Here is a 22,202-nt window from a genome sequence, read left to right on the forward strand (position 1 = left end):
GGACTGTCTCAGCGTTGACCACGGAAGTAGGGCACAAGAAGGGCCCTTGGATAGTCTGCCCGGCGGGCAACGACAATCAGCGCGGCGATGGAAAGCAGATACGGCATCATCAGGAACACCTGGCCGGGAATGAAACTGCCGACCTCGGTCTGAAGACGCACCTGGAAGGCATCAAAAGCCCCGAAGAGCAGAGCGCCGATCAGGGCCTTGCCGGGGCGCCAGGAGGCGAACACCGTCAGGGCGATGCAGATCCAGCCACGGCCGTTGACCATGCCGAAGAAAAACGCGTCGAAGGCCGACATGGTCAGGAACGCGCCGCCAAGCGCCATGATCGCTGAGCCCGCAACCACCGTCCCGATGCGGATCGCATAGACCGAGAGGCCCTGCGATTCCACCGCAGCCGGATTGTCGCCGACCGCCTGGATAGCCAGGCCGAGCGGGGTTCGGTAGAGCACATAGGCCGTGACCGCGACCAACAGCAGGGCGAGGAAGGTCAGGGGCGTCTGCTGGAACAGGGCTGGCCCGAGGAACGGCAGGTCGCTCAGGCCCGGAATGTCGAGCGGCTTGAAAGCCTCGATCCGGGGCGGTGACGAGACATCCGGCAGGGCCGTCCGGTAGATGAAATAACTGAGCGAAGTGGCAAACAGCGTCACGCCAATGCCCGAGACGTGCTGAGATAGCCCGAGAGGCACGGTCAGAATGGCGTGGATCAGTCCGAAGAAGGCGCCGGCCATCGCCGCGACCAGAACACCGCCCCACAGGCCTGCGCCGAGCCAGACCGCCATCCAGCCGGCCATGGCACCGGCGGTGAAGATGCCTTCGATGCCGAGGTTGAGGACGCCGGCGCGTTCGCAAACAAGCGCTCCGATGACGCCGAAGATCAGCGGGGTCGCGATGCGGAGCGCGGCCGCCCAGAAGTTGGCGGAGATGAGAATGTCGAGGATCTCGGTCATTCTGCCGCCTCCGGGTTTGCCTGGCTGCCGACGAAGCGGATCTTGAAGCGCAGGAACAGACCGGAGACCAGGACGCACAACAGCGCCATGGCGACGATCAGGTCTGCCAGATAGTTGGAGACACCAGTGGCACGGGACATGGAATCAGCCCCCACAAAGATGCTGGCGATGAAGAGAGCTGCCAGAACGACACCGGCCGGGGAAAGCCCGGCAAGCATGGCGACAACGATGCCGGAATAGCCGAAACCGGGTGATAGGTCAGCGGTCAGATAGCCTTTCAGACCGGCAACTTCACCAACGCCGGCGAGCCCTGCCAGCGCGCCGGACAGAAGCCCGACGCGAATGAAGGTTGCGGTGACCGGAATGCCGGCGTGACGTGCGGCAGCGGCGTTCTCGCCAACCGCGCGGATTTCGAAACCCCAGACGGTGCGTTTCAAGAGGAAATAGACGCCGAGCGACGAAACGAGGGCGATTACAAGGCCCCAGTGAATACGCATCCGGTCCATCAGCTTGGGCAAGGCCGATTCATCTAGAATGGGTTCCGATTGCGGCCAGCCCATGCCCATGGGGTCCTTCATCGGGCCTTCCAGCATCATCTGCACGAAGAGCAGGATGATGAAGTTCAGCAGCAAGGTGGTGACGACTTCATCGACGCCAAGCCGTGTTTTCAAAAGGGTCGGACCAAGCATGACCAGCCCGCCGGCGAGCGCACCGGCAACAATCACCATGGGAATGAGAAGGTAGGGCGGCGCGGAAATGACACCGGTGCCGACGGCAACCGCCGCAAGGGCGCCGGCATAAAGCTGGCCTTCGGCGCCGATGTTCCAGAGCTTGGCCCGGAAGGCGACGGCTGCCGCCAGGCCGGTGAGTATCAGCGGTGTCGCCCTTGTCAGCATTTCGGTGAAGGCAAAGAGTGAGCCGAAGGCGCCCTTGGCCATGAGGCTGTAGGCCTCAAACACCGACAAGCCGGCAAAGGCCATGGGGATGGCGGCAAGCACCAGGGCGGCAACGGCGGCGGCAATCGATACACCCAGCATACGGGAAACGGAGGAGGGGCCACGCGGTTCGAAGCGGATCATGCTGCGTCCTCCGTATTATGACCGGCCATCCTGAGGCCGAGAGAGCCGCGGTCCAGCGTCTCGCTCGGTTCTGCCGCGGACAGATGTCCGCGGTGGATCACGGCGATCCTGTCGGAAAGGCGCATGAGTTCGTCGAGATCCTCCGAGATCAGGATGACACCGGCCCCGCGGTCGCGAGCCGCCAGCAGGCGCTTGTGAACATCGGACGTGGCGCCGACGTCCAGCCCGCGCGAGGGTTGGGCGGCCAGCACCACCTTTGGAACAGTTTCGAGGGTTCTGGCCAATACGATCTTCTGGATATTGCCACCCGACAGCAGCCGCGCCGGGCTGTCCTCGCTCTGGCAGCGGATATCGTAAGCCTTGATCAGGTTGCGCGCCCGCTCCCGCATGGCGGAAAACCGCAGCAGACCGAGGCGCTGGTTTTCCGGTTTGCGGATGGCTTCGATGGCAAGGTTTTCCGAAACGCTCATCGCTCCGACAATGCCGTCGTGGTGACGGTCTTCGGGAATGCGGGCAAGGCCGTTGTCGATCATGGTTCGGGCACTCGCGTGGCCGATCACCGTGCCTTCCAGCGTCATGGATCCTTGGGTGAGCGGTTCCAGACCGGAAATGACCCGAGCAAGCGTCGTCTGGCCGTTACCCGAAACTCCGGCAATGCCGAGGATTTCACCGGATTTCAGCGTGAGGTCGACCGCGTGCAAGGCATCGCGGCCATGTCCGGCTGAGGCCTTGTTCAAGACGAAAAGCGGTGCGCCCGGTGTGCCAGGGGACCGCATTGTCTCGACAATGGCATGGCCGACCATCAACTCGGCCAGCTTGCGCCGGTCGCATTCGGCTGTCGGCAGGTCGGCCACCTTGCGGCCACCGCGCAGCACGGCGACCCGGTGCGAAGAGGCAAGGACTTCCGCCAGCTTGTGCGAGATGAAGATGATGCCGAGTCCGTCGTCGGCCAGCTTTTTCAAGGTCGCGAACAGAGTGTCGGATTCCTGGGGCGTCAGCACAGCGGTCGGTTCGTCCAGAACCAGCACGCGGGCATCGCGGTAGAGCGCCTTCAGGATTTCCACCCGCTGTTTTTCGCCGACGGAAAGCTGGGAAATGCGGGCATCGAGGGAAACCGTCAGGCCGGAGCGGGCCATCAGATCTTCCAGTTTGCGGCGGGCAGGCGCCCGGGAAGAGGAAAGCGCGGCAAGCCGTTCCGTGCCCAGAAGGATGTTGTCGAGCGCGCTCAGGTTTTCGGCAAGGGTGAAGTGCTGGTGCACCATGCCGATGCCTGCCTGGAGCGCGGCATGCGGCGAGCCTGGTTCCAGTTCGCTCAAGCCGGAGCCGTCCGGCGAAACCATGACCCGGCCTTCGTCGGCCACGTAGTGCCCGAAAAGGATGTTCATCAAGGTGGTCTTGCCGGCGCCGTTCTCGCCGAGAAGGGCAAGGATCTCGCCCTGTTTCAAATCGAGCGATACGTCGCCATTGGCCGTCAGAGCGCCGAAGCGCTTGGTGATGCCGTCCAACCGCAGCACGACACCAGCGTCCTGTGCCGGACCTGCCATATGATCCCCCCGGGAAAAGAATGAATGCCGCGCTTGAACCCCGCGGCCGGGAATCGCCGGCGGTCATTGTGACCGCCGGACGTGGCAGGCGAAAGCCTACATGGTGGATTTCGGTTCGCTGTCGTTCACATTGACGCGGAACAGGCCGTCGAGGATTTCCTGCTCCTTGGCCTTTGCCGCGGAAACCGCGTCGGCAGGAGCAAGGCTTTCGTCCACAACGAAGCTGCCGCCGCCGTAGGACATGAAGCTGTAGGGGCCAAAATCGGCAGGTTCAAAGGTGTCGCTGGCAACAAGGCCGATCGCCTTGTCGATGGTCGGTTCCATGTGCCACAGCGCGGAGGACAGGATGGTGCCCGGATAGTCGCTTGCCGTGTCGATCACGTTGCCGATCGCCAGAATGCCCTTTTCCTTGGCCGCATCGGAAACGCCGAAGCGCTCTGCGTAGAGAATGTCCGCACCCTTGTCGATCATCGCGAAGGCAGCTTCCTTGGCCTTGGGCGGGTCGTACCAGGAGTTGATGAAGGTCACGAGGAACTTCACGTCCGGGTTCACGGAGGTTGCGCCTTCCATGAAGGCGTTCATCAGGCGGTTCACTTCGGGAATGGCGTAGCCGCCGACCATGCCGATGACATTCGACTTGGTGGTGGCACCGGCGATCATGCCGGAGAGATAGCTGGGCTCATGGATCCAGTTGTCGAAGACGGCAAAGTTCGGCTGAGCCGGTCCGAAGGACGACCCCATCAGGAAAGCCGTGTCCGGATATTCCGCAGCCACCTTGCGGGCGGCGCGCTCGACGGCGAATGCTTCGCCAACCACCAGATCCATGCCCTGTTCGGCGTATTCGCGCATGACGCGCTCATAGTCGGTGTTGGCAACGTTTTCGGAGAAGGTGTAGGTGATTTCGCCGCGTTCCTGGGCGGCTTTCAGCGCCTTGTCGATGCGGCTGACCCACTGCTGTTCGACCGGAACGGTGTAGATCGCTGCGACCTTGACCGGGTCGGCAGCATTGGCGGAAGGAACGGATAGTCCTGCCGATACTGTGACAGCCAGTGCGGCCGTCAACATGACCCTGCGGGCCCTGGAAAATGGTTTGGAAGTGAGCATCTGAAATCCCCTGGAAAAGACCTTGTGCAGGCTTAGATGACCACAAAATATGCGTGCTCACAAGCTGGGCAGGAGCTTCGGCGGCAAATTTTTTGAACAATTGGGAAAATTTGTGAAGCTTGGCGCGGACTGGTTGTGAGGGGTGGAAACTACCCGTCCGATGTTGGCGTGAATGTGGCCTGAAGGGGCGAATACGGGGGCCCGGTTGCAAACCCTGTGGGGGCCGGCTTCCGGCTCCGATTCCCTCCCGCCGGGTCGGGCCTGGGCCCAATTTTACGGCAGCGGGCAATACGGCAATCTTGGAAAAGGCAACTTTCGCAAAAAGATATGGCCTGAACGCAAAAACGCCCGGCACGGGCCGGGCGTCTTGAGCAGTCGACGTTTCGGCGATCAGCTGAAGAGGCTGGACACCGACTTTTCCAGTGCCGTGCGGTTGATTGCTTCGCCGATCAGCGGGGCAATCGAGATTGCACGGATGTTGGCTGCAGCCGTGATGGCGGCAGTCGGTTCGATGGAGTTGGTGATAACCAGCTCCTTCAGCTTGGAAGAGGTCACGCGGGCAACGGCACCACCGGACAGAACGCCGTGAGTGATATAGGCCGTTACCGACTGTGCGCCCTTGGACAACAGGGCTTCGGCAGCGTTGCAGAGCGTGCCGCCACTGTCGACGATGTCGTCGACCAGGATGCAGTCATAGCCCTTGACGTCACCGATGATGTTCATGACTTCCGATTCCCCAGGCTTGTCGCGACGCTTGTCGACGATGGAGAGCGGAGCTTCGATGCGCTTGGCAAGTGCGCGGGCGCGCACCACGCCGCCGACATCCGGAGACACGACCATGACATTGTCGGTCGCGTAGCGTTCCTTGATGTCGCGTGTCATGACGGGAGCTGCGAACAGGTTGTCTGTCGGGATATCGAAAAAACCCTGGATCTGACCGGCGTGGAGATCCAGGGTTAGAATGCGGTCGGCACCGGCTTCGGTAATGAGATTGGCCACCAGCTTTGCCGAGATCGGAGTTCGGCCGGAGGCGCGGCGATCCTGCCGGGCGTAGCCGAAATACGGAATGACCGCGGTGATGCGGCGGGCAGAGGACCGGCGGAGCGCATCGATGATGATGAGCAGCTCCATAAGGTGGTCGTTTGCCGGGTAGCTGGTCGGCTGGACGACGAATACATCTTCGCCGCGTACGTTTTCCTGGATTTCTACGAAGATTTCCTGGTCGGCAAACCGCCGGACCTGGCATTTGGCGAGAGGGGCATCCAGGTATTTGGATATTTCCTCAGCCAGGGCTCGGTTGGAATTGCCCGCGACGATCTTCATGAGCCGCAAGTCCTTCTGGTGCGACGGCGGTTTTGCAGACAGGTTGTGCCTTGCAAACACGCGGAAAGGCCTAGGTCTTAAGTCATGTGCCGGGTGCCGGGAGCCTCGCTCGGAAACCCTCGGCAGGCGGCGGCGTTGTAACAACCAAGCAACCGGACCACAACAGGCGTTCGTGCCTGACGCCCGCTTTTTTTTATTTTTTGTGACGCCACGCCGGAATTACCCGGCAAAGCAATTCATTATCGGTTGAGCCAGGCCTTGATTTCCACCATCGAGCGATTGGCAATGCGCGACAGCGTGCCGGAGCTGACAGCCTGCCATGGGTCGCCTGAGGCTCCGCCGGTATCTTCCGTTCCGGAGATTCGCTTCACGCGGCGACCAGAGCTGTCGACGATGTCGAAAACGTAGAAGACCGTGCCGTTGGAAGGCTGCCCGGTGGCCGACAGATAGCCATTGACCCGGTAGGTGGCGGCCGCGCCGATGCGGCGCACCAGCGTGATGCCCTGTTTGCGGGCTTCGGAGCCGATCATTTCGGACAGCTCGTCGGCAATGTTGCCCGGTGCACCGGTAAACGGTTCGAACGCGAAGGTGATGCCTTCTTCCGGGTCGACCTGTCCGGCGATCGTCGGCGCGGTGACAGTGGTCGAGATCGGAGTAGGGGGCTGTGGAGCAGCCTGACAGGCTGCAAGCCCTGCTCCAAGCAGTAGAACCGCCAACAGGCGCCGGGAAGAAATGGATTGTTGGGTGGTCTTGTCTGTCATGGAGACGCTTGGCTCTCGCGGTCGATATCGTCGTGGCAGCGGCCCTGCCGGAAACGCGAAACGCGAACCGGGCCGCAAGGTTGAAACTGGTTTAGCCTGACTTGACCGGCAGGTCGAGAGGCAGCTTGGACAAGCACTCTGGCGTTCCGGTCGTGGTCAGATAGGTCTGGCCGAGCGTCATGGCGGTTCCGGAGTTGGAATCCATCAGGATCATATGCATGAAGATCACCATGTCGGGCTTTACCTCGGCCGGATTGGCCCGGTACGCCATGGGCATGTCCATCCAGCTTGGTGTGAACCTGGCACCCAGGGAATAACCGCAGGCGTTCAGCCGGTGCGGCATCAGGCCATGAGCGTCTACCCGTTCCGCATGAGCGTCGAAAACATCGCCGAAGGTCTTGCCGGGGACGAGCTGTGTTTCAACGGCGGCCAGTGCTTCACGTGCGGCGGTGTACATCTCCAGATGCCGGTCCGTCGGCGTACCGATCACCACCGTGCGCATCAGTGCGGCATGGTAGTGGCGGTAGGCGCCTGCCCATTCCAGTGTCAGCTGGTCCTGTTCGGACAGGTTCCGGCGACCTGCCTTGTAACGGCACAGGAGAGCATCGCGGTCGGAGCCGATGATGAACTCGTTGCCGGGGTAATCGCCGCCACCTTCAAAAATGGCTCCCTGCATCGCAGCCAGGATGCGGCCCTCGTCGGCTCCGGGGTGGATTTCATCCATTGCCGCATAAAAGGCCTTGTCCGCCAGCTCCGCGGCCTTGCGCACATAAACGATTTCCTCGGCGCTTTTCACCGCACGAAGTTCGGGGATCAGGGGCGAGGCATCGCTGACATCGGCGAAACTGGTAAGTTCCTCGTTCAGCTTCAGCGCTATTTTGCCGGTCATGCCCTGTGTGTCGTATTCAACGCCCAGCTTGCAGCCGAGAAGGTCCATGTCGAACAGCAGTTCCTTCAGCTGCAGCACCGGGCTGGCGGAGCCGCGGTCGATCCAGATGCGGATGTCCTCGATGTTCGAGGTGTGCTTGGCCTGGCGTTCGTCGGCAGATCGGGTGAGGAGCACCCGGCGTCCTTCCTTCGTCACCACGAGGCACTGGAAGAAGCAGAAACCGAAGGTGTCGTAGCCGGTCAGCCAGTACATGCTCTCCTGGGCGAAGAGCAGCATGGCATCCAGCTTCTGCGCCTCCATGGCGGCTTTCAGCTTGTCAAAGCGGCTTTCAAACTCGGCATCGGAAAAATGAAGTGCCATGGGTGGTCCTCACAAAAGTGCAATCGCGCTGATCTGGCGGCCGTAATCCGGTTCCTTGCGATGGGTCGTCCGGCGGTAGGAGAAGAAGCGGTCTTCATCGGCATAGGTGCACAGTGCCAGGTCGGCAATGGCCCCCAGTCCAAGAGCCTGAAGCTTGTCCGTAATGAAGGCGGGCAGGTCGAACATGAAGTGCTCTGCCCGTTCCGAAGGCTTGAAGTAGCGGGTGTTGTCCGGGTGCTCCTGAAGGAAACGTTCCTTGAATTCGGGGCCGACCTCATAGGCGCCCTGCGAAATCGTCGGACCCAGCACCGCCGTGATGTTGGTTCTGGTCGCGCCGAGAGCTTCCATGGCGGCAACTGTATTCTGCAAGATGCCGGTAACGGCGCCTTTCCAGCCTGAATGGGCAGCGCCGATGACACCCGCCTTGGTATCTGCAAACAGAAGCGGGCCGCAATCGGCCGTCGCGATGCCGATGGCAAGGCCCGGTGTGGCCGTGACCAGGGCATCGGCCTTGCGGTCCGCATCCTGTGCGAACGGTGCGCTGACAGTGATCACGTCGGCGGAGTGGATCTGATAGGGGGACACCAGGCGATCGGCACCAATGCCGAGCTGGCCGGCAACCCGGTCGCGGTTTTCAAGAACGCTGCTGCGCTCATCGTCCGAACCGAGACCGATATTGAGGCTGGTGTAGATGCCGCCGGAAACGCCGCCTTGGCGGGTGAAGAAGCCGTGCCGGATACCATCCAGCTTCAAAACGTCTGCTTCAATTTTCATTCAGGGCTCCTGAGGGGAGGGGATTCGCCACGCCAGCGACTGATCCTTGGGGTGTTCAGGACGCGCTGTCAAACGGGGGAAACGAATTTCCGGAATTCGTCACAGCGAGCACCTTGAAAAGATCCCCCATCTGGTCAGGCGCAGCCAGCCGTTCGACGGCATCGCGGATCGCCTCCTGTTCGCTGTGGGTTTTACCTGCACCAAGGGCACCTGCCCGTTCCAGAAGACCGGTACGAAGCAGGAATTCGCCCTGGGTCAGCGGCGCAAGAGCGCGGGCGCCTGCCCGGACAGCCGCCGCCGCCAATGCCTCGAAATTCACATGGGCGGTCAGATCCGCTTCTCCCGGATGAGCCAGGACGTCGTCATAGGCGTGCCTGTAAAGTGCTTGCAGCGTGTCGCCGGCAGCAGTCTTCAGATACCCGTAGTCAATGACGAGTGCTGCACCGCCTTTGTCTGCAATCCGCCGGCCGATTTCTTCGGCGATCGCATTGGCGGCGGGTTGGGTTTCGAAGATTGTGCCGTCCGGTGCAGTAAATAGACCAGCGGGCACAGCGTCATCGGGCAGGCGGGCGGTGCCGACACCGAAGATCAGCTCTCCGTGCTGCGAAAGCCCGATCTGGCGTTCCTGCCAGCCGTGTTCGGTCTTGACGAACTGATGGATCGGCAGGGCGTCGAAAAACTCGTTGGCAACCAGGATCAGCGGACCGTCCGGAACGTCCTGGAACCGGTCGCGAAACTGCGGTTTCAACGGACCGCGCGCCAGCGTCGCTGACTGCATGTCCCTCAGTCGCTGGCTGGTCTCAACCAGGTTCAGGCGAGCCGCCTTCACAAAGGCTGGACGCAGGGCTGCCATCCGCAAGAGGTCGGACATCAGTGTGCCGCGACCGGGCCCAAGTTCGACCAGCTGAAATTCCGCCGGCTCTCCAAGCGCCTGCCAGGCGGACAGGCAGGCTGCCCCGACGAGTTCGCCGAACATCTGGCTGACTTCGGGTGCTGTGACGAAATCGCCCGCGGTGCCGAACGGTTCGCGCGTCATGTAGTAGCCGGCGTCCGGGTCCCCGAGGCAAACGGACATGTATTGCGCGACCGAAAGCGGGCCCTCGGTTTCGATCCGTGCCTTGATCCTGTCTTTCAGTGCCGTCACGCCGCGGTTGCTCCGGTCCGGCGCCGGGCGGCCCAGATCATGGTTGCGAGGCCCGCCAGGATCATCGGAACGGACAGCAGTATGCCCATGGTGAGAAAGCCGCTCAGATAGCCGATATGGGCATCCGGAACCCTGTAGAGTTCTGCTATCGACCGGGCGATGCCGTAGCCGAAGGCAAAGGCACCGGCAAGAAAGCCGGGCTTTTGCAAAAGCTTGAAGCGCCGGCTGAGCACCATCAGAACCAGAAACAGCAAGATCCCTTCGAGCGCGGCTTCATAGAGCTGGCTTGGATGACGGGGATCCGGTCCGCCGTTCGGAAAAACCACGGCCCAGGGTACATCCGTCGGCCGGCCCCAGAGCTCGGAATTGATGAAATTGGCGATACGGCCGAAGAACAGGCCGATGGGAGCCGCGCAGCCGGCAAGGTCGAACAGGGTCCAGATCAACAGGCCGCGTTTCCAGGCAAACAGGATCATCGCGATGACGGTGCCGGCAAAGCCGCCGTGGAAGGACATGCCACCGGTCCAGATCTCGAGCGCTTCGGCCGGGTGGGCGATATAATAGCCTGGATTGTAGAACAGCACGTAGCCGAGGCGGCCACCGATGATGATACCGAGCGTTCCCCACAGCACGAAGTCGTCGATCTCGAGCTGTGTGGGACGGGCAATGCCACCCCACAGCCGGTCGTTGGCCACCAGCAGACGCATGTAGCGCCAGGCCAGCAGAATGCCGACGATGTAGGCAAGCGCGTACCAGCGCAGGGCAAAGGGCCCGAATTCGACGAGTACAGGATCGATTGCGGGAAAGGGCATAACCAGAACAGGCGGCACGGCAGAACCTTCCGATGGTGCGCGGGCGGGTTTCGGGCTGAACGCTTGCGCGATCTTGTCCGCCTCGTCAAGCCGACACGGGTTTGTCAGGCCGGTGGGGCGCTACCCGCAAGAGGGCTCGGGAGATTGCTCCTGTTGATAGTGAATTCGGCTGCGGCGGAATTGGTCCTTGAAGTTCCCGCCATTCCCTCATACCTCTCTCCCATCGCATGTTTTTCCGATCAAGGAGGGTCCGATGACCCAAGGCCCGAACCGTCTTCTCGATGATTTTGCCAAGCTGATGACCGACGCCGCCGGTGTTGCCCAGGGTGCCCGCCGCGAGGTGGAGACTGCCTTCCGTGCGCAGGCCGAGCGTTTCCTGTCCGACATGGACGTGGTTTCGCGCGAAGAGCACGAAGCGGTCAAAGAGATGGCAGTGCGCGCTCTGGACCGGATCGACGAGCTCGAATCGCGGATCGCCAAACTCGAAAATCCGGAATCCGGCGCTGCTGGAGACGCTTAACCCGATTTGTTGACGTCGATGTGAGCGTTTTCTGTTAATAGTTGATGACAGAATTACGACGCGTGAACATGGCGGGTTTGCGTTGATTTTGGGCAGTGTGATGAAAAATACCGCTGAGTCGTCCACAAGTTTCGGCTTTTTTCGCTCAATTGGTATGTATCGCTTAAGTCAATCCTGCTCCTATACTGAAAGATAACAGGGATTCGTCGGAGCAAGACGGAACCGGTTCCCTTCTAAAAGGGCCGTAACAGGACGCGTTTTGCTCCTCCGGCATGGGACTTTTCCCGGCGGCCCGCCCGGTTATCGTGATCGGGTTCTAGGCCCCCGGCTCAGAAGGGGAGTAGGCACATGAGCCTCATCGAGCTTGAACTCGAGCGACCTGGTAATCCCGTTGACACCATCGAGACGTTCGCCGCCTTGAACGACTGGACGTTCGAAAGGTCGGACGAAGACGAGATCACCATATCCCTGGAGGGGAGCTGGTGTGATTACCACGTCTCCTTCTCGTGGATGGAGGAAGTCGAAGCCCTTCATCTTGCCTGCGCTTTTGACCTCAAGGTCACCGAATTGCGCAAGACGGAAGTTGTCCGTCTGCTCGCACTGGTCAATGAACAGCTCTGGATGGGCCACTTCGATCTCTGGAACAAGGAGAACGTGGTGATGTTCCGGCAGTCGCTGCTTCTTGCGGGCGGTGCGGAGGCCTCCTCGGCACAGATCGAGGGAATGCTGACAAATGCCCTTGAAAACTGCGAACGTTTCTATCAAGCCTTTCAATTCGTCGTCTGGGCCGGTCATTCGGCAGCCGAGGCGTTGAATACGGCCTTGTTTGAAACCGCAGGAGAAGCATGAGCTTTTCAAAGGAACGGCCTTTCCTTCTTGTCGGAGCCGGCAAGATGGGCGGGGCAATGTTATCAGGCTGGATGGCGGAAGGGATCGATCCCGCCGCCATCGTGGTCAGCGACCCGCGTCTTTCCGAAGAGATGGACGCCCTCCTCAAGAAACACGGCATCCGCCATGTGACTTCGGTCCCGGATGACCTTACGGCTGGCATCGTGCTGGTGGCGATCAAGCCACAGCTCATGGACCAGGTCCTGCCCGGGCTGAAGTCTGCCGTTGCTGCAGACACGCTCGTGCTGTCGATTGCGGCTGGTACTCCGGTTGCCAGATTCGAGGAATACTTCGGCAAGGTGCCGATCTGCCGCTGCATGCCGAACACACCGGCCATGGTCAAACGCGGCATCACGGCGGTGTATCCGACTGAGGCAGTTTCCGCTTCTTCCCGCGAAGATGTCACCAAGCTTCTGTCGGCGGTCGGAAAGGTGGTCTGGCTCGACAGCGAAGACCAGATCGATCTGGTGACCGGTGTCAGTGGTTCGGGCCCAGCCTATGTTTTCTTCCTTGCAGAAGCCTTGAGCGAAGCGGGCAAGCAGGCCGGGCTTCCCGAAGAGATAGCTCATGAGCTGGCCGTTGCCACGGTGTGCGGGGCAGGGGAGCTGATGCACCAGTCCGGTGAACATCCCTCCATCCTGCGCCAGAACGTTACCAGCCCGAACGGCACGACGGCTGCTGCGCTTGACGTGCTGATGCACGCCGAAGGATTGCAGCCGGTTATGAGCGAGGCGGTTGCCGCCGCCGTCAAACGCGCGCGGGAGCTGGCCGGCTGAGGTCATCCCGGCAACACGGGTTTAATCAGACAAAAGGCCGCCGGAACTCCGGCGGCCTTTTGGTTACCTGGCCCGAAAGCCGAAGGGCCTTTGAGCAGCATGGCGCGGTTACTGCGCGTTGATGGTCGAAACGGCAAGATTGGTCAGCTTGCTGTTTGCCGCCTTTTCCTGGTCGAGAATGCCGGTCAGCAAGTCGTGGGCCTCCTCGTGGCCGAGGACCTTGGCCCATTCGCGCAGTGTCCCGTAGCGGGCGATCTCATAATGCTCGACCGCCTGGCAGGCGGCCAGCAATGCTGCGTTCTTGGCCGCGCCGCTCGCCTCGCTGATGATGCCGTCGGTTTCCTTGATAAGGCCTTCAATGGCATCGCACTTCTCGCCTTCCGGCTTCTTTCCGAGCGACTTGAAGACCTGTTCCAGAACCTTGACCTGGGATTTCGTTTCTTCCAGATGCTCACCGATCGCATCCTTCAGTTTCTTGCCGTTTGCAGCTTCCTGCAGTTTCGGCATGGTCTTGGTCATGGTTTTTTCGGCGTAGTAGATGTCCTGAAGCGTATGCTCGAAAGCATCGGCAAGCGTTTTCATGGGGCGTCCTTTCACAAGATGCGCTTGGCCCGGGGCGGGGCTCGGCAAAGGTCTGTCAAAGCCACCCGGAGACGATCGGCGCGACGCTCCGTCTCAACGGGGCTTCGCGTGGGGGAACCGATCGCTCGGGCGGAACAGGCCATGAGAAAGGTGACCGGGAGTCCTTCCGGACACTCCGTACACGGTCTCAGGCCCGTCAGTTCAGGAAACGCCGTGCCAGTCGGTTTGGTTCCTATTCGGTGCCTGCATTTGCCTGAGACCCGCGTTCCTGGAGGGGCGCTCCGATAGCCTGCGGCAGCGGGCCGCCCTTTTCTGAAAGCATCTGCGATCCTATGTTGAGGGCAGAAAACACACAGGAGGGCCAGCAATGGCGACCGCGAAGACCAAGCAGAAGATCCTGAAGACCTTTCTCGATCTGTTGTCGGAACATCCTTATGAAGACGTCTCGCTGCCATTGATCGCCGAGACGTCCAAGGTCAAGCTTTCCGAGATGCGCAGCGCCTATGCCTCCAAGCTGAAGCTGGTTGCCGCCTTCCTGGAACAGATCGACACCGCTGTTCTGGACGAACGCGACGAGGATATGGGCGACCAACCCGCGCGCGATCGCCTGTTCGACATCCTGATGAGCCGCATCGACGCCATGGCCGAACACAAGGAAACCGTGCGTGCGCTCCACAAGGCGGCGCGAAAGGATCCCGCCCTTGCGCTTGACTTCAACGCCCTTGAAGTGCGCTCGCAGAAATGGATGCTGATCGCTGCCGGGATCGATGTTTCCGGGGTCAAGGCAACCGTCGTTGCCCAGGGTCTCTCCGTTGCCTTTGCCCGTGTCATCGGCGTTTGGCTGGACGAGGAAGACGAAGGCATGCCGCGCACCATGGCGCGCCTCGACAAGGAACTGGACAAGGGCACGTCCTTCATGAAGCGGCTGAACAAGCTGGACGGCGTCGCAAAAGGCATCCGGTCGTTCTTCCGCAAGGCATCTGAACGCTCTGGCCGCCGCGGTGACAGGGCGGAAAGTGACCGGGAAGACACAGACCTCGGCGGAGAGGCCCCGGCAGGCGCCTGAGCGCTGCCCGGGCCTTGCGAACCGTCATCTGTCCGTCCATGGTCGCTCGCGAAACAAAAGGAATGTTTTCGTGAGCGATCAGATCAGTTTTGACGATTTCCTGAAAGTGGATGTGCGTGTCGGCCGCGTTATCAAGGCGGAGGAATTTCCCGAAGCACGCAAGCCTGCCTACAAGATGCAGATCGATTTCGGTCCGGAAATCGGCATCAAGAAAACCTCTGCGCAGATCACCAAACACTACACGCCGGAAACCCTGGTCGGAAAGCTGGTGATGGCGGTGGTCAACTTCCCGCCGCGCCAGATTGGCCCCGTCATGTCCGAAGTGCTGACGCTCGGCGTTCCGGATGCCGATGGCGAAGTGGTGCTTTTGTCGCCGACCAAGGACGTTCCGATCGGCGGTCGGCTTTACTGATCCTGCGCACCTGACCCCGTCTCCAGGGGCAAGCTCGTTTCAGGGTTGCAGATTTCGCGCAAGCCGGTTCTGGCGTTCGATCACCCTCGGCAGGTCGATCGTGGTGATCTGACCGTCGTTGACGACCTGACGGCCCTCCACGAACAGGTGTTTGACGCGTGTCGGACCGGCGAGCAGCAGGGCCGCCGGATCCCAGCTGCCCGCGCTTTCTATGCCGGAAACATCCCACAGTGCGATATCTGCACGTTTGCCGAGGGCGAGCCGGCCGCAGTCCGGTCGGTTGAGCACATCGGCTCCGCCACGCGTCGCGATTTCCAGGGCTTCGCGGGCAGACATGGCATCCGCACCGTTGGCCACCCGTTGCAGCAGCATCGACTGGCGCGCTTCCAGGACCAGGTTGCCGGCATCGTTGCTGGCCGAACCGTCAACACCAAGGCCAACCTTCACCCGGGCGTCGCGCATTGCGCGAACAGGGGCAATGCCGCTGCCAAGCCGGCAGTTGGAGCAGGGGCAATGGGCAACGCCTGTGCCGCTGCCGGCGAACAGCCGGATTTCCCGATCATCCAGCTTGACGCAATGGGCGTGCCAGACATCCGGCCCGGTCCAGCCGAGATCCTCGGCGTATTGACCCGGTCGGCAGCCGAATTTTTCCTGCGAGTAGGAAATGTCTTCATCGTTTTCCGCAAGATGGGTATGAAGCATAACCTTCTTGTCGCGAGCCAACAGAGCCGCATCGCGCATCAGGTCCCGGCTGACCGAGAAGGGTGAGCAAGGGGCAAGGCCGACACGAACCATCGCGCCTTCTGACGGGTCGTGAAAGGCGTCTACGACGCGAATGGAATCTTCCAGAATGCTGGCTTCGCGTTCAACAAGACTGTCGGGCGGAAGGCCGCCGTCGCTTTCGCCGATACTCATGGCGCCGCGGGTCGGGTGAAAGCGAAGGCCGATCTCTCTTGCGGCGGCGATGGTGTCATCAAGCCGCGACCCGTTGGGATAGAGGTAGAGATGATCGGAGCTGAGCGTACATCCGGAAAGTGCCAGTTCGGCAAGTCCGGTCTGCGCGGAAACGAACATTTCCTCCGGGCCGAAGCGGGACCAGATCGGGTAAAGGGTCTGCAGCCAGCCGAAAAGCAGGGCGTCCTGGCCACCGGGAACAGCTCTGGTCAAGCTCTGGTAAAGATGATGGTGCGTGTTCACAAGGCCGGGTGTCACGACGCAGCCACGAGCGGACAGCGTTTCGCCGGAGGTCTCCAGATCTTTGCCGATTTCCGCAATCACGCCATCACGCAAACGAATGTCGACGGCCGACAGTTCCCGGCGGTCGTCATCCATCGTGAGGACGGTCTCGGCATTTTTCAGCAGAATTTCAGGCATGGTGCATTCCTCAAGTCCCCGTCTCATCGGAATGCGCTCGGCTGGTGGAAAACGGGGGCAAGAACCAGCAGGCCATTTGGTAGAAAATTGATGTTTGCCCAGTCAACCGGAAATTGGGTGGCGATTGTGTCTGATCGCCTTGAAAGACTTTCAAATGAAACAAATTGCTGGCTGAAAAGGCAAGTCTCTCGGCCAGATTGGCAGCGAATTCCTGCCTGGAGAGTAAAGTTTTCCTAAGCCGGGATACGCAGCCGTGCCCGCAAGCCGCCCATTGGACTGTCTTCTAGATAGAGGTCGCCGCCATGGGCACGGGCAATATCACGGGCGATGGCAAGGCCGAGGCCGCTGCCGGTTTCATCCATGTTGCGGGCAAGATCCAGCCGGTGGAAGGCCCTGAAGGCAATCTCGCGCTGGTCTTCGGGAATGCCCGGGCCGTCGTCGTCGACGGTGATGGTGATCCAGCCTCTGTCGACTCGGCCGAGTACTTCCACCCGGTTGCCGTATTTGAAGCCGTTGGTCACCAGGTTGGAGAGGCAGCGCTTCATCGACAGGCGCCGGATCTCGACTTCCGGGTCGCCTTCGAACCGGGTCCTTACATCGTGGCCCGAGATCTCCGCTTCTTCTTCCAGTTCCTCCAGAAGCAGCGAAAGGTCGGTCTTCTGGATGTCCTCATCGCCATCGCCGCTGGCAAAGGCCAGATAATCCTCGAGCATGTGGCTCATCTCGTCGACATCCTTGCGCATCGCCTCGCTTTCCGGCGAGCCGCCGAGGAACGCGAGCTGCAGCCTGAGACGCGTCAGAATGGTCCTGAGATCGTGGCTGACGCCTGCAAGCATGGTGGTGCGCTGCTCGATCTGCCGTTCGATGCGCCGTCGCATGTCGATGAAGGCAAGGCTTGCCTGGCGAACTTCGCGTGCGCCGCTGGCCCGAAAGTTTTCCACCGGCCGGCCCCTGCCAAAGGCCTCCGCCGCATTGGCAAGGCGCACGATCGGGCGGATCTGATTGCGCAGGAACAACAGGGCGATGATCACCAGAACCAGCGACGTGGAGAACATCCAGACCAGGAAGATGTGCGAATTGGAGGCGTAGGTCTGGCTGCGCCTTGTGAAGACGCGCAGGATGGAATCCTTCAACTGGATGCGAATTTCGACGAAGCGGGACCTGCCAACCGTATCGATCCAGAACGGCTTGCCAATGCGCTGCCCGATCGCCTGGCTCAGTTCCTGGTCGATGACGTCGAAGAAAGGTTTGGGCGTCGGAGGGGGCAAGGGCTCAAGCGGTGTCACCGTCATGGACATGCCGAGCGCCCGCGAGGCGAGTTCCTCGATGTTGGCGTAGTCCGGATCCTGCGGATAGTTCTCCAGAACATAGACCACGGCCGCAATCTCGCGCACCACGGCTTCGGACATCCTGCGCGAAACAAGCTGGTAGTGCCTCTCCATGAACACGAAGACGAGCACCGACTGCAGGATCACGATGGGGGCGACAATAATCAGGAAGGTCCGGGTGAACAGGCCCTTCGGCATGACCCGGTACATGAGCCTGGCGACCTGACGATAGACCGCCATCAGCGGTTTCAGGGGAACCGTCAGGGGAACGCGCCGGAAGAAGCTGTCGAGTCTCGCCATTTGTTTCCGGCTCAGTCGCACGCGAGCCTGTATCCGATGCCGCGCACCGTCTGCAGGTAGATCGGGTTTCCCGGATCCGTTTCGATCTTGCGGCGCAGCCGGTTGATCTGGACGTCGACCGTTCGTTCGCCCAGGCCGCTATCATCACCGACGATCTTGTGGCGAGGAACGGTCGCGCCCGGTTGCTCGGCAAATATCGACAGGATCTGCTTTTCCCTGTCCGTCAGGCGCACCATGGCCTCGCCATTCTTCAGTTCACCCCGGGAAGAATTGAACGAAAACGGGCCGAAGCGGATCTCTTCGCTGACAATGACCGGCTGCTGGTTGCCACGGCGCAGGATCGCGGCAATGCGCAGCATCAGTTCCCGCGGTTCGAACGGCTTGGAAAGGTAATCATCGACACCGGCTTCCAGTCCGGCGATCCGGTCCGGAGCCTCGGAGCGCGCGGTGAGCATCAGGATCGGGACGGAAGAGTCCTGGCGCAGGGAGACGGCAAGTTCCAGACCGGTCTCACCCGGCATCATGACATCGAGGATGATCAGGTCGAACTCAAGCCCGGACAGGCACGTGCGGGCTTCGGCCGCATGGGCGGCGGCGGTCACACGATAGCCGTTCTCCTTGAGCAACCTGGACAGAAGGTCCCTGATGCGCTTGTCGTCGTCGACCAGGAGAATGTGGTTGGCGTTGTCGTCAGGCACCTGGGCATTCATGTCGGCTTTGTCGTCCTTTTGTGACCTCTGCCGGTCAATCCTTCAGATCGTAGAGACTGCGTATCAGTTGGAGGATCTGAGGCCGCGCTTCGGGGTCGATCATTCGGAGCAGAAACCTGCGGATAATTTCGTCGCTGCCATCTGGCAATCCAATTAGGGCGCGTTCAAGGCGCTTTTGCTGCAGGCTGGTAAGGTCCACAGCAAGGGCGTGTCCGCGTTCGGTGGTATAGAGCAGTCTCTGCCGCCTGTCGTGATGGCCTTCGCGCTGCTCGATGATGCCGGCGTCCACCAGTTGCTTGAGCACCCGGCCAAGGCTCTGCTTCGTGATCCGGAGGATGCCGAGCAGGTCAGTGACCATGATCCCCGGATTGCGATCCACAAAATGCAGAACACGGTGGTGTGCGCGGCCGAACTCGTACTTGGCCAGTACGTCATCCGGGTCACCGGTGAAGTCGCGATATGCGAAAAAAAGAAGCTCGATAAGGTCGTAGGACAGCGCGTTGGCGCCATCCGTATCGTCCCCTTCGGGCTGCCTGGGCCGAACCTCGTCCGTTTCCCGTCTCAGGGGCGGTTGGTCCGGTTTGAAATTTACGTCAGTCATATTGACTTAATTCTGGTCGATTGTTACTTCTATCCGGTCGCGAACGAAATGATCGGTCTTTTTGATGCATTTTCACGCATCAGATGATAAACGAATCCTATCATCGTCGCCGCGGCCATCAGGATACCGATAGTTGGCGTGCTGTGCAAAAAATACAGCGGTAAAAAAGGCGCAAGTCTTTGGCGTCATTTGCCTCTGTTAAAGAGAAAACAAAACAACGCTCATAGAGCGAGCGGGAGATGAAAAATGGCTGGAACGCCTTTTGATCAGCTCAGTGGTGATATCTGGTACGACGGCACTTTCGTGCCTTGGTCGGAAGCCAAACTGCATGTTCTCAGCCACGGACTGCACTACGGCAGCAGCGTGTTCGAAGGTGAGCGTGCTTATGGCGGCCGGATCTTCAAGTCCGAAGAGCATACGGAGCGCCTGCTTGCATCGGCGCGCATGCTCGGTTTCGAGATCCCGTACACTGCTGAACAGATCAACGCTGCCAAGGAAGAAACCCTGGCGCGCATGAACCTGACCGATGCCTATATCCGCCCCGTCGCCTGGCGCGGCAGCGAGATGATGGGTATTTCGGCTCAGCACAACACCATTCACCTGGCGATCGCCACCTGGGAATGGCCGAGCTATTTCAAGCCGGAAGAGCGCCTGAAGGGCATTCGCCTGGATATGGCCGAATATCGCCGTCCGGCGCCTGCAACGGCGCCGTTCAAGGCGAAGGCCGCCGGTCTCTACATGATCTGCACCATCTCCAAGCATGCCGCGGAAGCCAAGGGCTACACCGATGCGCTGATGCTGGACTGGCGCGGCCAGGTGGCCGAGGCGACCGGCGCCAACGTGTTCTTCGTGAAGGACGGCAAGATCCATACGCCGACGCCTGACTGCTTCCTGAACGGCATTACCCGCCAGACGGTGATCGGTCTGGCACGCGACCGCGGTATCGAGGTTGTCGAGCGCGTGATCATGCCGGAAGAACTGCCGGAATTCGAACAGTGCTTCGTTACCGGAACGGCCGCTGAAGTGACACCGGTTTCCGAGATCGCCGGAAATACCTATCAGGTCGGCGACATCATCAAGACCCTGATGCAGGACTATGATGCCGCTGTGCGTCCGCAAACCCCGGCCCTGCAGGCCGCAGCAGGCTGACAGAACAGCCGCACGGCAATAATCGGAAAGGCGGGCATTGGCCCGCCTTTTATTTTGCGGTGATGTCGGAATGCGCCGTCATAAGAAGCTTGCCGAATAACTTGGCGCGTTCCACCGACCGGTCGCCATGAAGCGGCCAGGTCTGCGTCAGACCTTCCAGAAGAAGCGAGAGTTCGATTTCACGGCCCGCAAGCCCCGTTGCGCTGGCGGCGCGGTCGGCCACCTGTGTCTTGTGTTCCTTCAGGAGGTCAAACAGCTTCTCTTTATGGGGAGCAGATGCCACAGCGGCATGGAAAAGGCAGCCCCTCGTGGTTTCGGTTTCCATCCAGCTGGCGACCCGGTCGAGGATTTCTCCAAGAGCTTGTTCCGGATCGAGCGGCAAGTCGCCAAACACCAGTTTCAGGTAGCGCCGGTGCCGATGCTCCAGGGCCGCGTAGACCATGTCTTCCCGCGACGGCACGTATTTGTACAGCGTGCGAAGGCTTACGCCCGCCGCATCTCTCAAATCTCCCACGCTTGGTGAGGCAAAGCCGTTTTCGGCAAATGCCCGCTCAAGTCCCGAAGCGATCCTGGTCATGGTGTCGGTCATGCTTGACTATGTAGAATGATCGTTCTACACGTGGCAAGTAGAACGATCATTCTACCAAAGGAAAGCGTATGGCGATCCCCGAAAAGATGAGCGGTGTCGTGCTGACGGGGCACGGCGGACTTGAGAAGCTGGTCTGGCGGACAGACCTGCCGGTTCCCGTGCCCGGAAAGAACGAGGTTCTGATCCGTGTCGGTGCGTCGTCGGTCAACAATACCGATGTGAACACCCGAACGGGTTGGTACTCCAAGACCGTGCGTGGCGACACCGCCTCCGGCGCGGCTGACGGATATTTGGCCGACACCGGAGCGGATGGCAGCTGGTCCGGCAAGCCTTTGACCTTCCCGCATATTCAGGGCGCTGATTGTTGTGGTGAAATCGTTGCGGTTGGCGACGGCGTCCCGGTGAGCCGGATTGGCGAACGGGTTCTGGTGCGGGCACTTCAATCCGTCGAAGCAGATGGCCAGGAACCTGCAATCTGGACCTTCGGGTCAGAGAGCAACGGTGGATTTGCACAATACGCGGCGGCAAGATCTCACGATGCGCTTGCGATAAACTCCCGTCTGAGCGACATCGAACTGGCTTCGTTTCCCTGCGCCTTTTCCACGGCTGAAGGAATGATGCAGCGCGCTGGTGTCAAGGCTGAGCGTGTGCTGATCACAGGGGCGTCCGGCGGGGTCGGCTCTGCGGCGATCCAGCTTGCCAAGCGCCGGGGGGCGTATGTCACGGCGGTTACCAGCCGGGAAAAAGCAGCCGACTTGCGGCTTCTTGGAGCCGACGAAACACTGGATCGGGACGCCGTTCCGCCCCAACAGTCCTTTGACGTTGTGCTGGATCTCGTTGGCGGCCCTTCCTGGGGCAAGCTGATCGATGCGCTTTGCAACAGAGGGCGCTACGTCACATCGGGTGCGATAGCCGGGCCGATTGTCGAACTGGATCTTCGCACGCTCTACCTGCGTGATCTGACGCTTCTTGGAAGCACCTATCAGCCGGACAACGTCTTTCAGGACCTTGTGAGCTACATCGAAGCGGGCGAGATCCGGCCGGTGGTTGCTGAAACCTATCCCTTGCGCGAACTGCGTGCCGCGCAGGAAAAGTTCCTGGAAAAAGCCTTCATCGGAAAAATCGCGATTGATGTCGGCGCGTGAGGCGCCGACATCAACATCT

At 60.7% G+C, this 22,202-nt stretch carries 23 protein-coding genes; 7 read left to right on the top strand and 16 right to left on the bottom strand.

The window, feature by feature from the left end:
* Positions 1–8: 8 nt before the first annotated feature.
* From HEP89_RS14600 to lgt, 10 genes are all read right to left on the bottom strand, one after another.
* Entirely contained in the window at positions 9–953 is a 945-nt protein-coding gene (locus HEP89_RS14600) for an ABC transporter permease (RefSeq protein ID WP_022998093.1), read from the bottom strand.
* Positions 950–2,032 (bottom strand): ABC transporter permease, encoded by a 1,083-nt coding sequence (locus HEP89_RS14605; RefSeq protein WP_168692355.1) that lies wholly within the window; start codon positions 2,030–2,032, stop codon positions 950–952. Before HEP89_RS14605 ends, HEP89_RS14600 begins: the two co-directional genes overlap by 4 nt.
* On the bottom strand, positions 2,029–3,576 hold the full coding sequence (locus HEP89_RS14610) for an ABC transporter ATP-binding protein (RefSeq protein ID WP_168692356.1): 1,548 nt from the start codon (positions 3,574–3,576) through the stop codon (positions 2,029–2,031). The genes HEP89_RS14605 and HEP89_RS14610 overlap by 4 nt, the downstream gene beginning before the upstream one ends.
* 96 nt (positions 3,577–3,672) lie before the next feature.
* Positions 3,673–4,680: a BMP family protein gene (locus HEP89_RS14615; RefSeq protein ID WP_168692357.1), complete on the bottom strand. Its 1,008-nt coding sequence runs from the start codon at positions 4,678–4,680 to the stop codon at positions 3,673–3,675.
* A gap of 390 nt (positions 4,681–5,070) precedes the next feature.
* Complete coding sequence (locus tag HEP89_RS14620; RefSeq protein ID WP_031268253.1) at positions 5,071–6,003, bottom strand: ribose-phosphate pyrophosphokinase; 933 nt, start codon at positions 6,001–6,003, stop codon at positions 5,071–5,073.
* A 239-nt stretch (positions 6,004–6,242) separates the two neighbouring features.
* Positions 6,243–6,764, bottom strand: coding sequence for a hypothetical protein (locus HEP89_RS14625; RefSeq protein WP_022998088.1), 522 nt, complete (start codon positions 6,762–6,764; stop codon positions 6,243–6,245).
* A 91-nt stretch (positions 6,765–6,855) separates the two neighbouring features.
* Positions 6,856–8,013 carry a Xaa-Pro peptidase family protein gene (locus HEP89_RS14630; RefSeq protein WP_022998087.1) on the bottom strand — a complete coding sequence of 386 codons (1,158 nt, stop codon included), beginning with the start codon at positions 8,011–8,013 and terminating at the stop codon, positions 6,856–6,858.
* 9 nt (positions 8,014–8,022) lie between these two features.
* The gene (gene pgeF, locus HEP89_RS14635) at positions 8,023–8,787 is read right to left on the bottom strand and encodes a peptidoglycan editing factor PgeF (RefSeq protein WP_077292128.1); all 765 of its coding nucleotides are present in this window, start codon (positions 8,785–8,787) and stop codon (positions 8,023–8,025) included.
* 55 nt (positions 8,788–8,842) lie between these two features.
* On the bottom strand, positions 8,843–9,931 hold the full coding sequence (locus HEP89_RS14640; protein WP_077292129.1) for a class I SAM-dependent methyltransferase: 1,089 nt from the start codon (positions 9,929–9,931) through the stop codon (positions 8,843–8,845).
* Positions 9,928–10,743 carry a prolipoprotein diacylglyceryl transferase gene (lgt, locus tag HEP89_RS14645; RefSeq protein ID WP_077292130.1) on the bottom strand — a complete coding sequence of 272 codons (816 nt, stop codon included), beginning with the start codon at positions 10,741–10,743 and terminating at the stop codon, positions 9,928–9,930. Before lgt ends, HEP89_RS14640 begins: the two co-directional genes overlap by 4 nt.
* Before the next feature lie 253 nt (positions 10,744–10,996).
* Between lgt and HEP89_RS14650 the strand changes: the two genes are divergently transcribed.
* The 3 genes from HEP89_RS14650 (at position 10,997) to proC (ending at position 12,927) form a co-directional block, all read left to right on the top strand.
* The gene (locus HEP89_RS14650) at positions 10,997–11,263 is read left to right on the top strand and encodes an accessory factor UbiK family protein (RefSeq protein ID WP_022998083.1); all 267 of its coding nucleotides are present in this window, start codon (positions 10,997–10,999) and stop codon (positions 11,261–11,263) included.
* A gap of 348 nt (positions 11,264–11,611) precedes the next feature.
* A complete protein-coding gene (locus HEP89_RS14655; protein ID WP_022998082.1) occupies positions 11,612–12,112 on the top strand; it encodes a YbjN domain-containing protein in 501 nt (166 codons plus the stop codon).
* Positions 12,109–12,927, top strand: coding sequence for a pyrroline-5-carboxylate reductase (gene proC, locus HEP89_RS14660; protein ID WP_168692358.1), 819 nt, complete (start codon positions 12,109–12,111; stop codon positions 12,925–12,927). Before HEP89_RS14655 ends, proC begins: the two co-directional genes overlap by 4 nt.
* A 108-nt stretch (positions 12,928–13,035) precedes the next feature.
* Here the strand turns inward: proC and HEP89_RS14665 are convergent, their stop codons facing one another.
* Positions 13,036–13,509, bottom strand: coding sequence for a ferritin-like domain-containing protein (locus HEP89_RS14665; protein ID WP_062487658.1), 474 nt, complete (start codon positions 13,507–13,509; stop codon positions 13,036–13,038).
* 367 nt (positions 13,510–13,876) lie between these two features.
* On the opposite strand from HEP89_RS14665, the gene HEP89_RS14670 reads away from it, so the two are divergent.
* Together HEP89_RS14670 and HEP89_RS14675 are read left to right on the top strand one after the other, a co-directional pair.
* Positions 13,877–14,575, top strand: coding sequence for a TetR/AcrR family transcriptional regulator (locus tag HEP89_RS14670; protein ID WP_168692359.1), 699 nt, complete (start codon positions 13,877–13,879; stop codon positions 14,573–14,575).
* A gap of 70 nt (positions 14,576–14,645) precedes the next feature.
* Positions 14,646–14,987, top strand: a complete 342-nt coding sequence (locus tag HEP89_RS14675) for a tRNA-binding protein (protein ID WP_022998077.1) — start codon at positions 14,646–14,648, stop codon at positions 14,985–14,987.
* Between the two features lie 39 nt (positions 14,988–15,026).
* Here the strand turns inward: HEP89_RS14675 and HEP89_RS14680 are convergent, their stop codons facing one another.
* From HEP89_RS14680 to HEP89_RS14695, 4 genes are all read right to left on the bottom strand, one after another.
* On the bottom strand, positions 15,027–16,361 hold the full coding sequence (locus tag HEP89_RS14680; RefSeq protein ID WP_022998076.1) for an 8-oxoguanine deaminase: 1,335 nt from the start codon (positions 16,359–16,361) through the stop codon (positions 15,027–15,029).
* A gap of 233 nt (positions 16,362–16,594) precedes the next feature.
* A complete protein-coding gene (locus HEP89_RS14685) occupies positions 16,595–17,929 on the bottom strand; it encodes an ATP-binding protein (RefSeq protein ID WP_209014724.1) in 1,335 nt (444 codons plus the stop codon).
* A 71-nt stretch (positions 17,930–18,000) separates the two neighbouring features.
* A complete protein-coding gene (locus HEP89_RS14690; RefSeq protein ID WP_022998074.1) occupies positions 18,001–18,699 on the bottom strand; it encodes a response regulator transcription factor in 699 nt (232 codons plus the stop codon).
* A 34-nt stretch (positions 18,700–18,733) separates the two neighbouring features.
* Positions 18,734–19,300, bottom strand: coding sequence for a MarR family winged helix-turn-helix transcriptional regulator (locus HEP89_RS14695; protein WP_173017312.1), 567 nt, complete (start codon positions 19,298–19,300; stop codon positions 18,734–18,736).
* Positions 19,301–19,546: 246 nt separating this feature from the next.
* On the opposite strand from HEP89_RS14695, the gene HEP89_RS14700 reads away from it, so the two are divergent.
* Complete coding sequence (locus HEP89_RS14700; RefSeq protein ID WP_022998071.1) at positions 19,547–20,449, top strand: branched-chain amino acid aminotransferase; 903 nt, start codon at positions 19,547–19,549, stop codon at positions 20,447–20,449.
* 49 nt (positions 20,450–20,498) lie between these two features.
* On the opposite strand, the gene HEP89_RS14705 is transcribed toward HEP89_RS14700, so the two are convergent.
* A complete protein-coding gene (locus HEP89_RS14705; protein ID WP_286201050.1) occupies positions 20,499–21,026 on the bottom strand; it encodes a TetR/AcrR family transcriptional regulator in 528 nt (175 codons plus the stop codon).
* Between the two features lie 80 nt (positions 21,027–21,106).
* On the opposite strand from HEP89_RS14705, the gene HEP89_RS14710 reads away from it, so the two are divergent.
* Complete coding sequence (locus tag HEP89_RS14710) at positions 21,107–22,183, top strand: alcohol dehydrogenase family protein (protein ID WP_168692362.1); 1,077 nt, start codon at positions 21,107–21,109, stop codon at positions 22,181–22,183.
* Positions 22,184–22,202: the final 19 nt, after the last annotated feature.

Source organism: Labrenzia sp. 5N, from assembly GCF_012395805.1.
GTDB lineage: Bacteria > Pseudomonadota > Alphaproteobacteria > Rhizobiales > Stappiaceae > Roseibium > Roseibium algicola.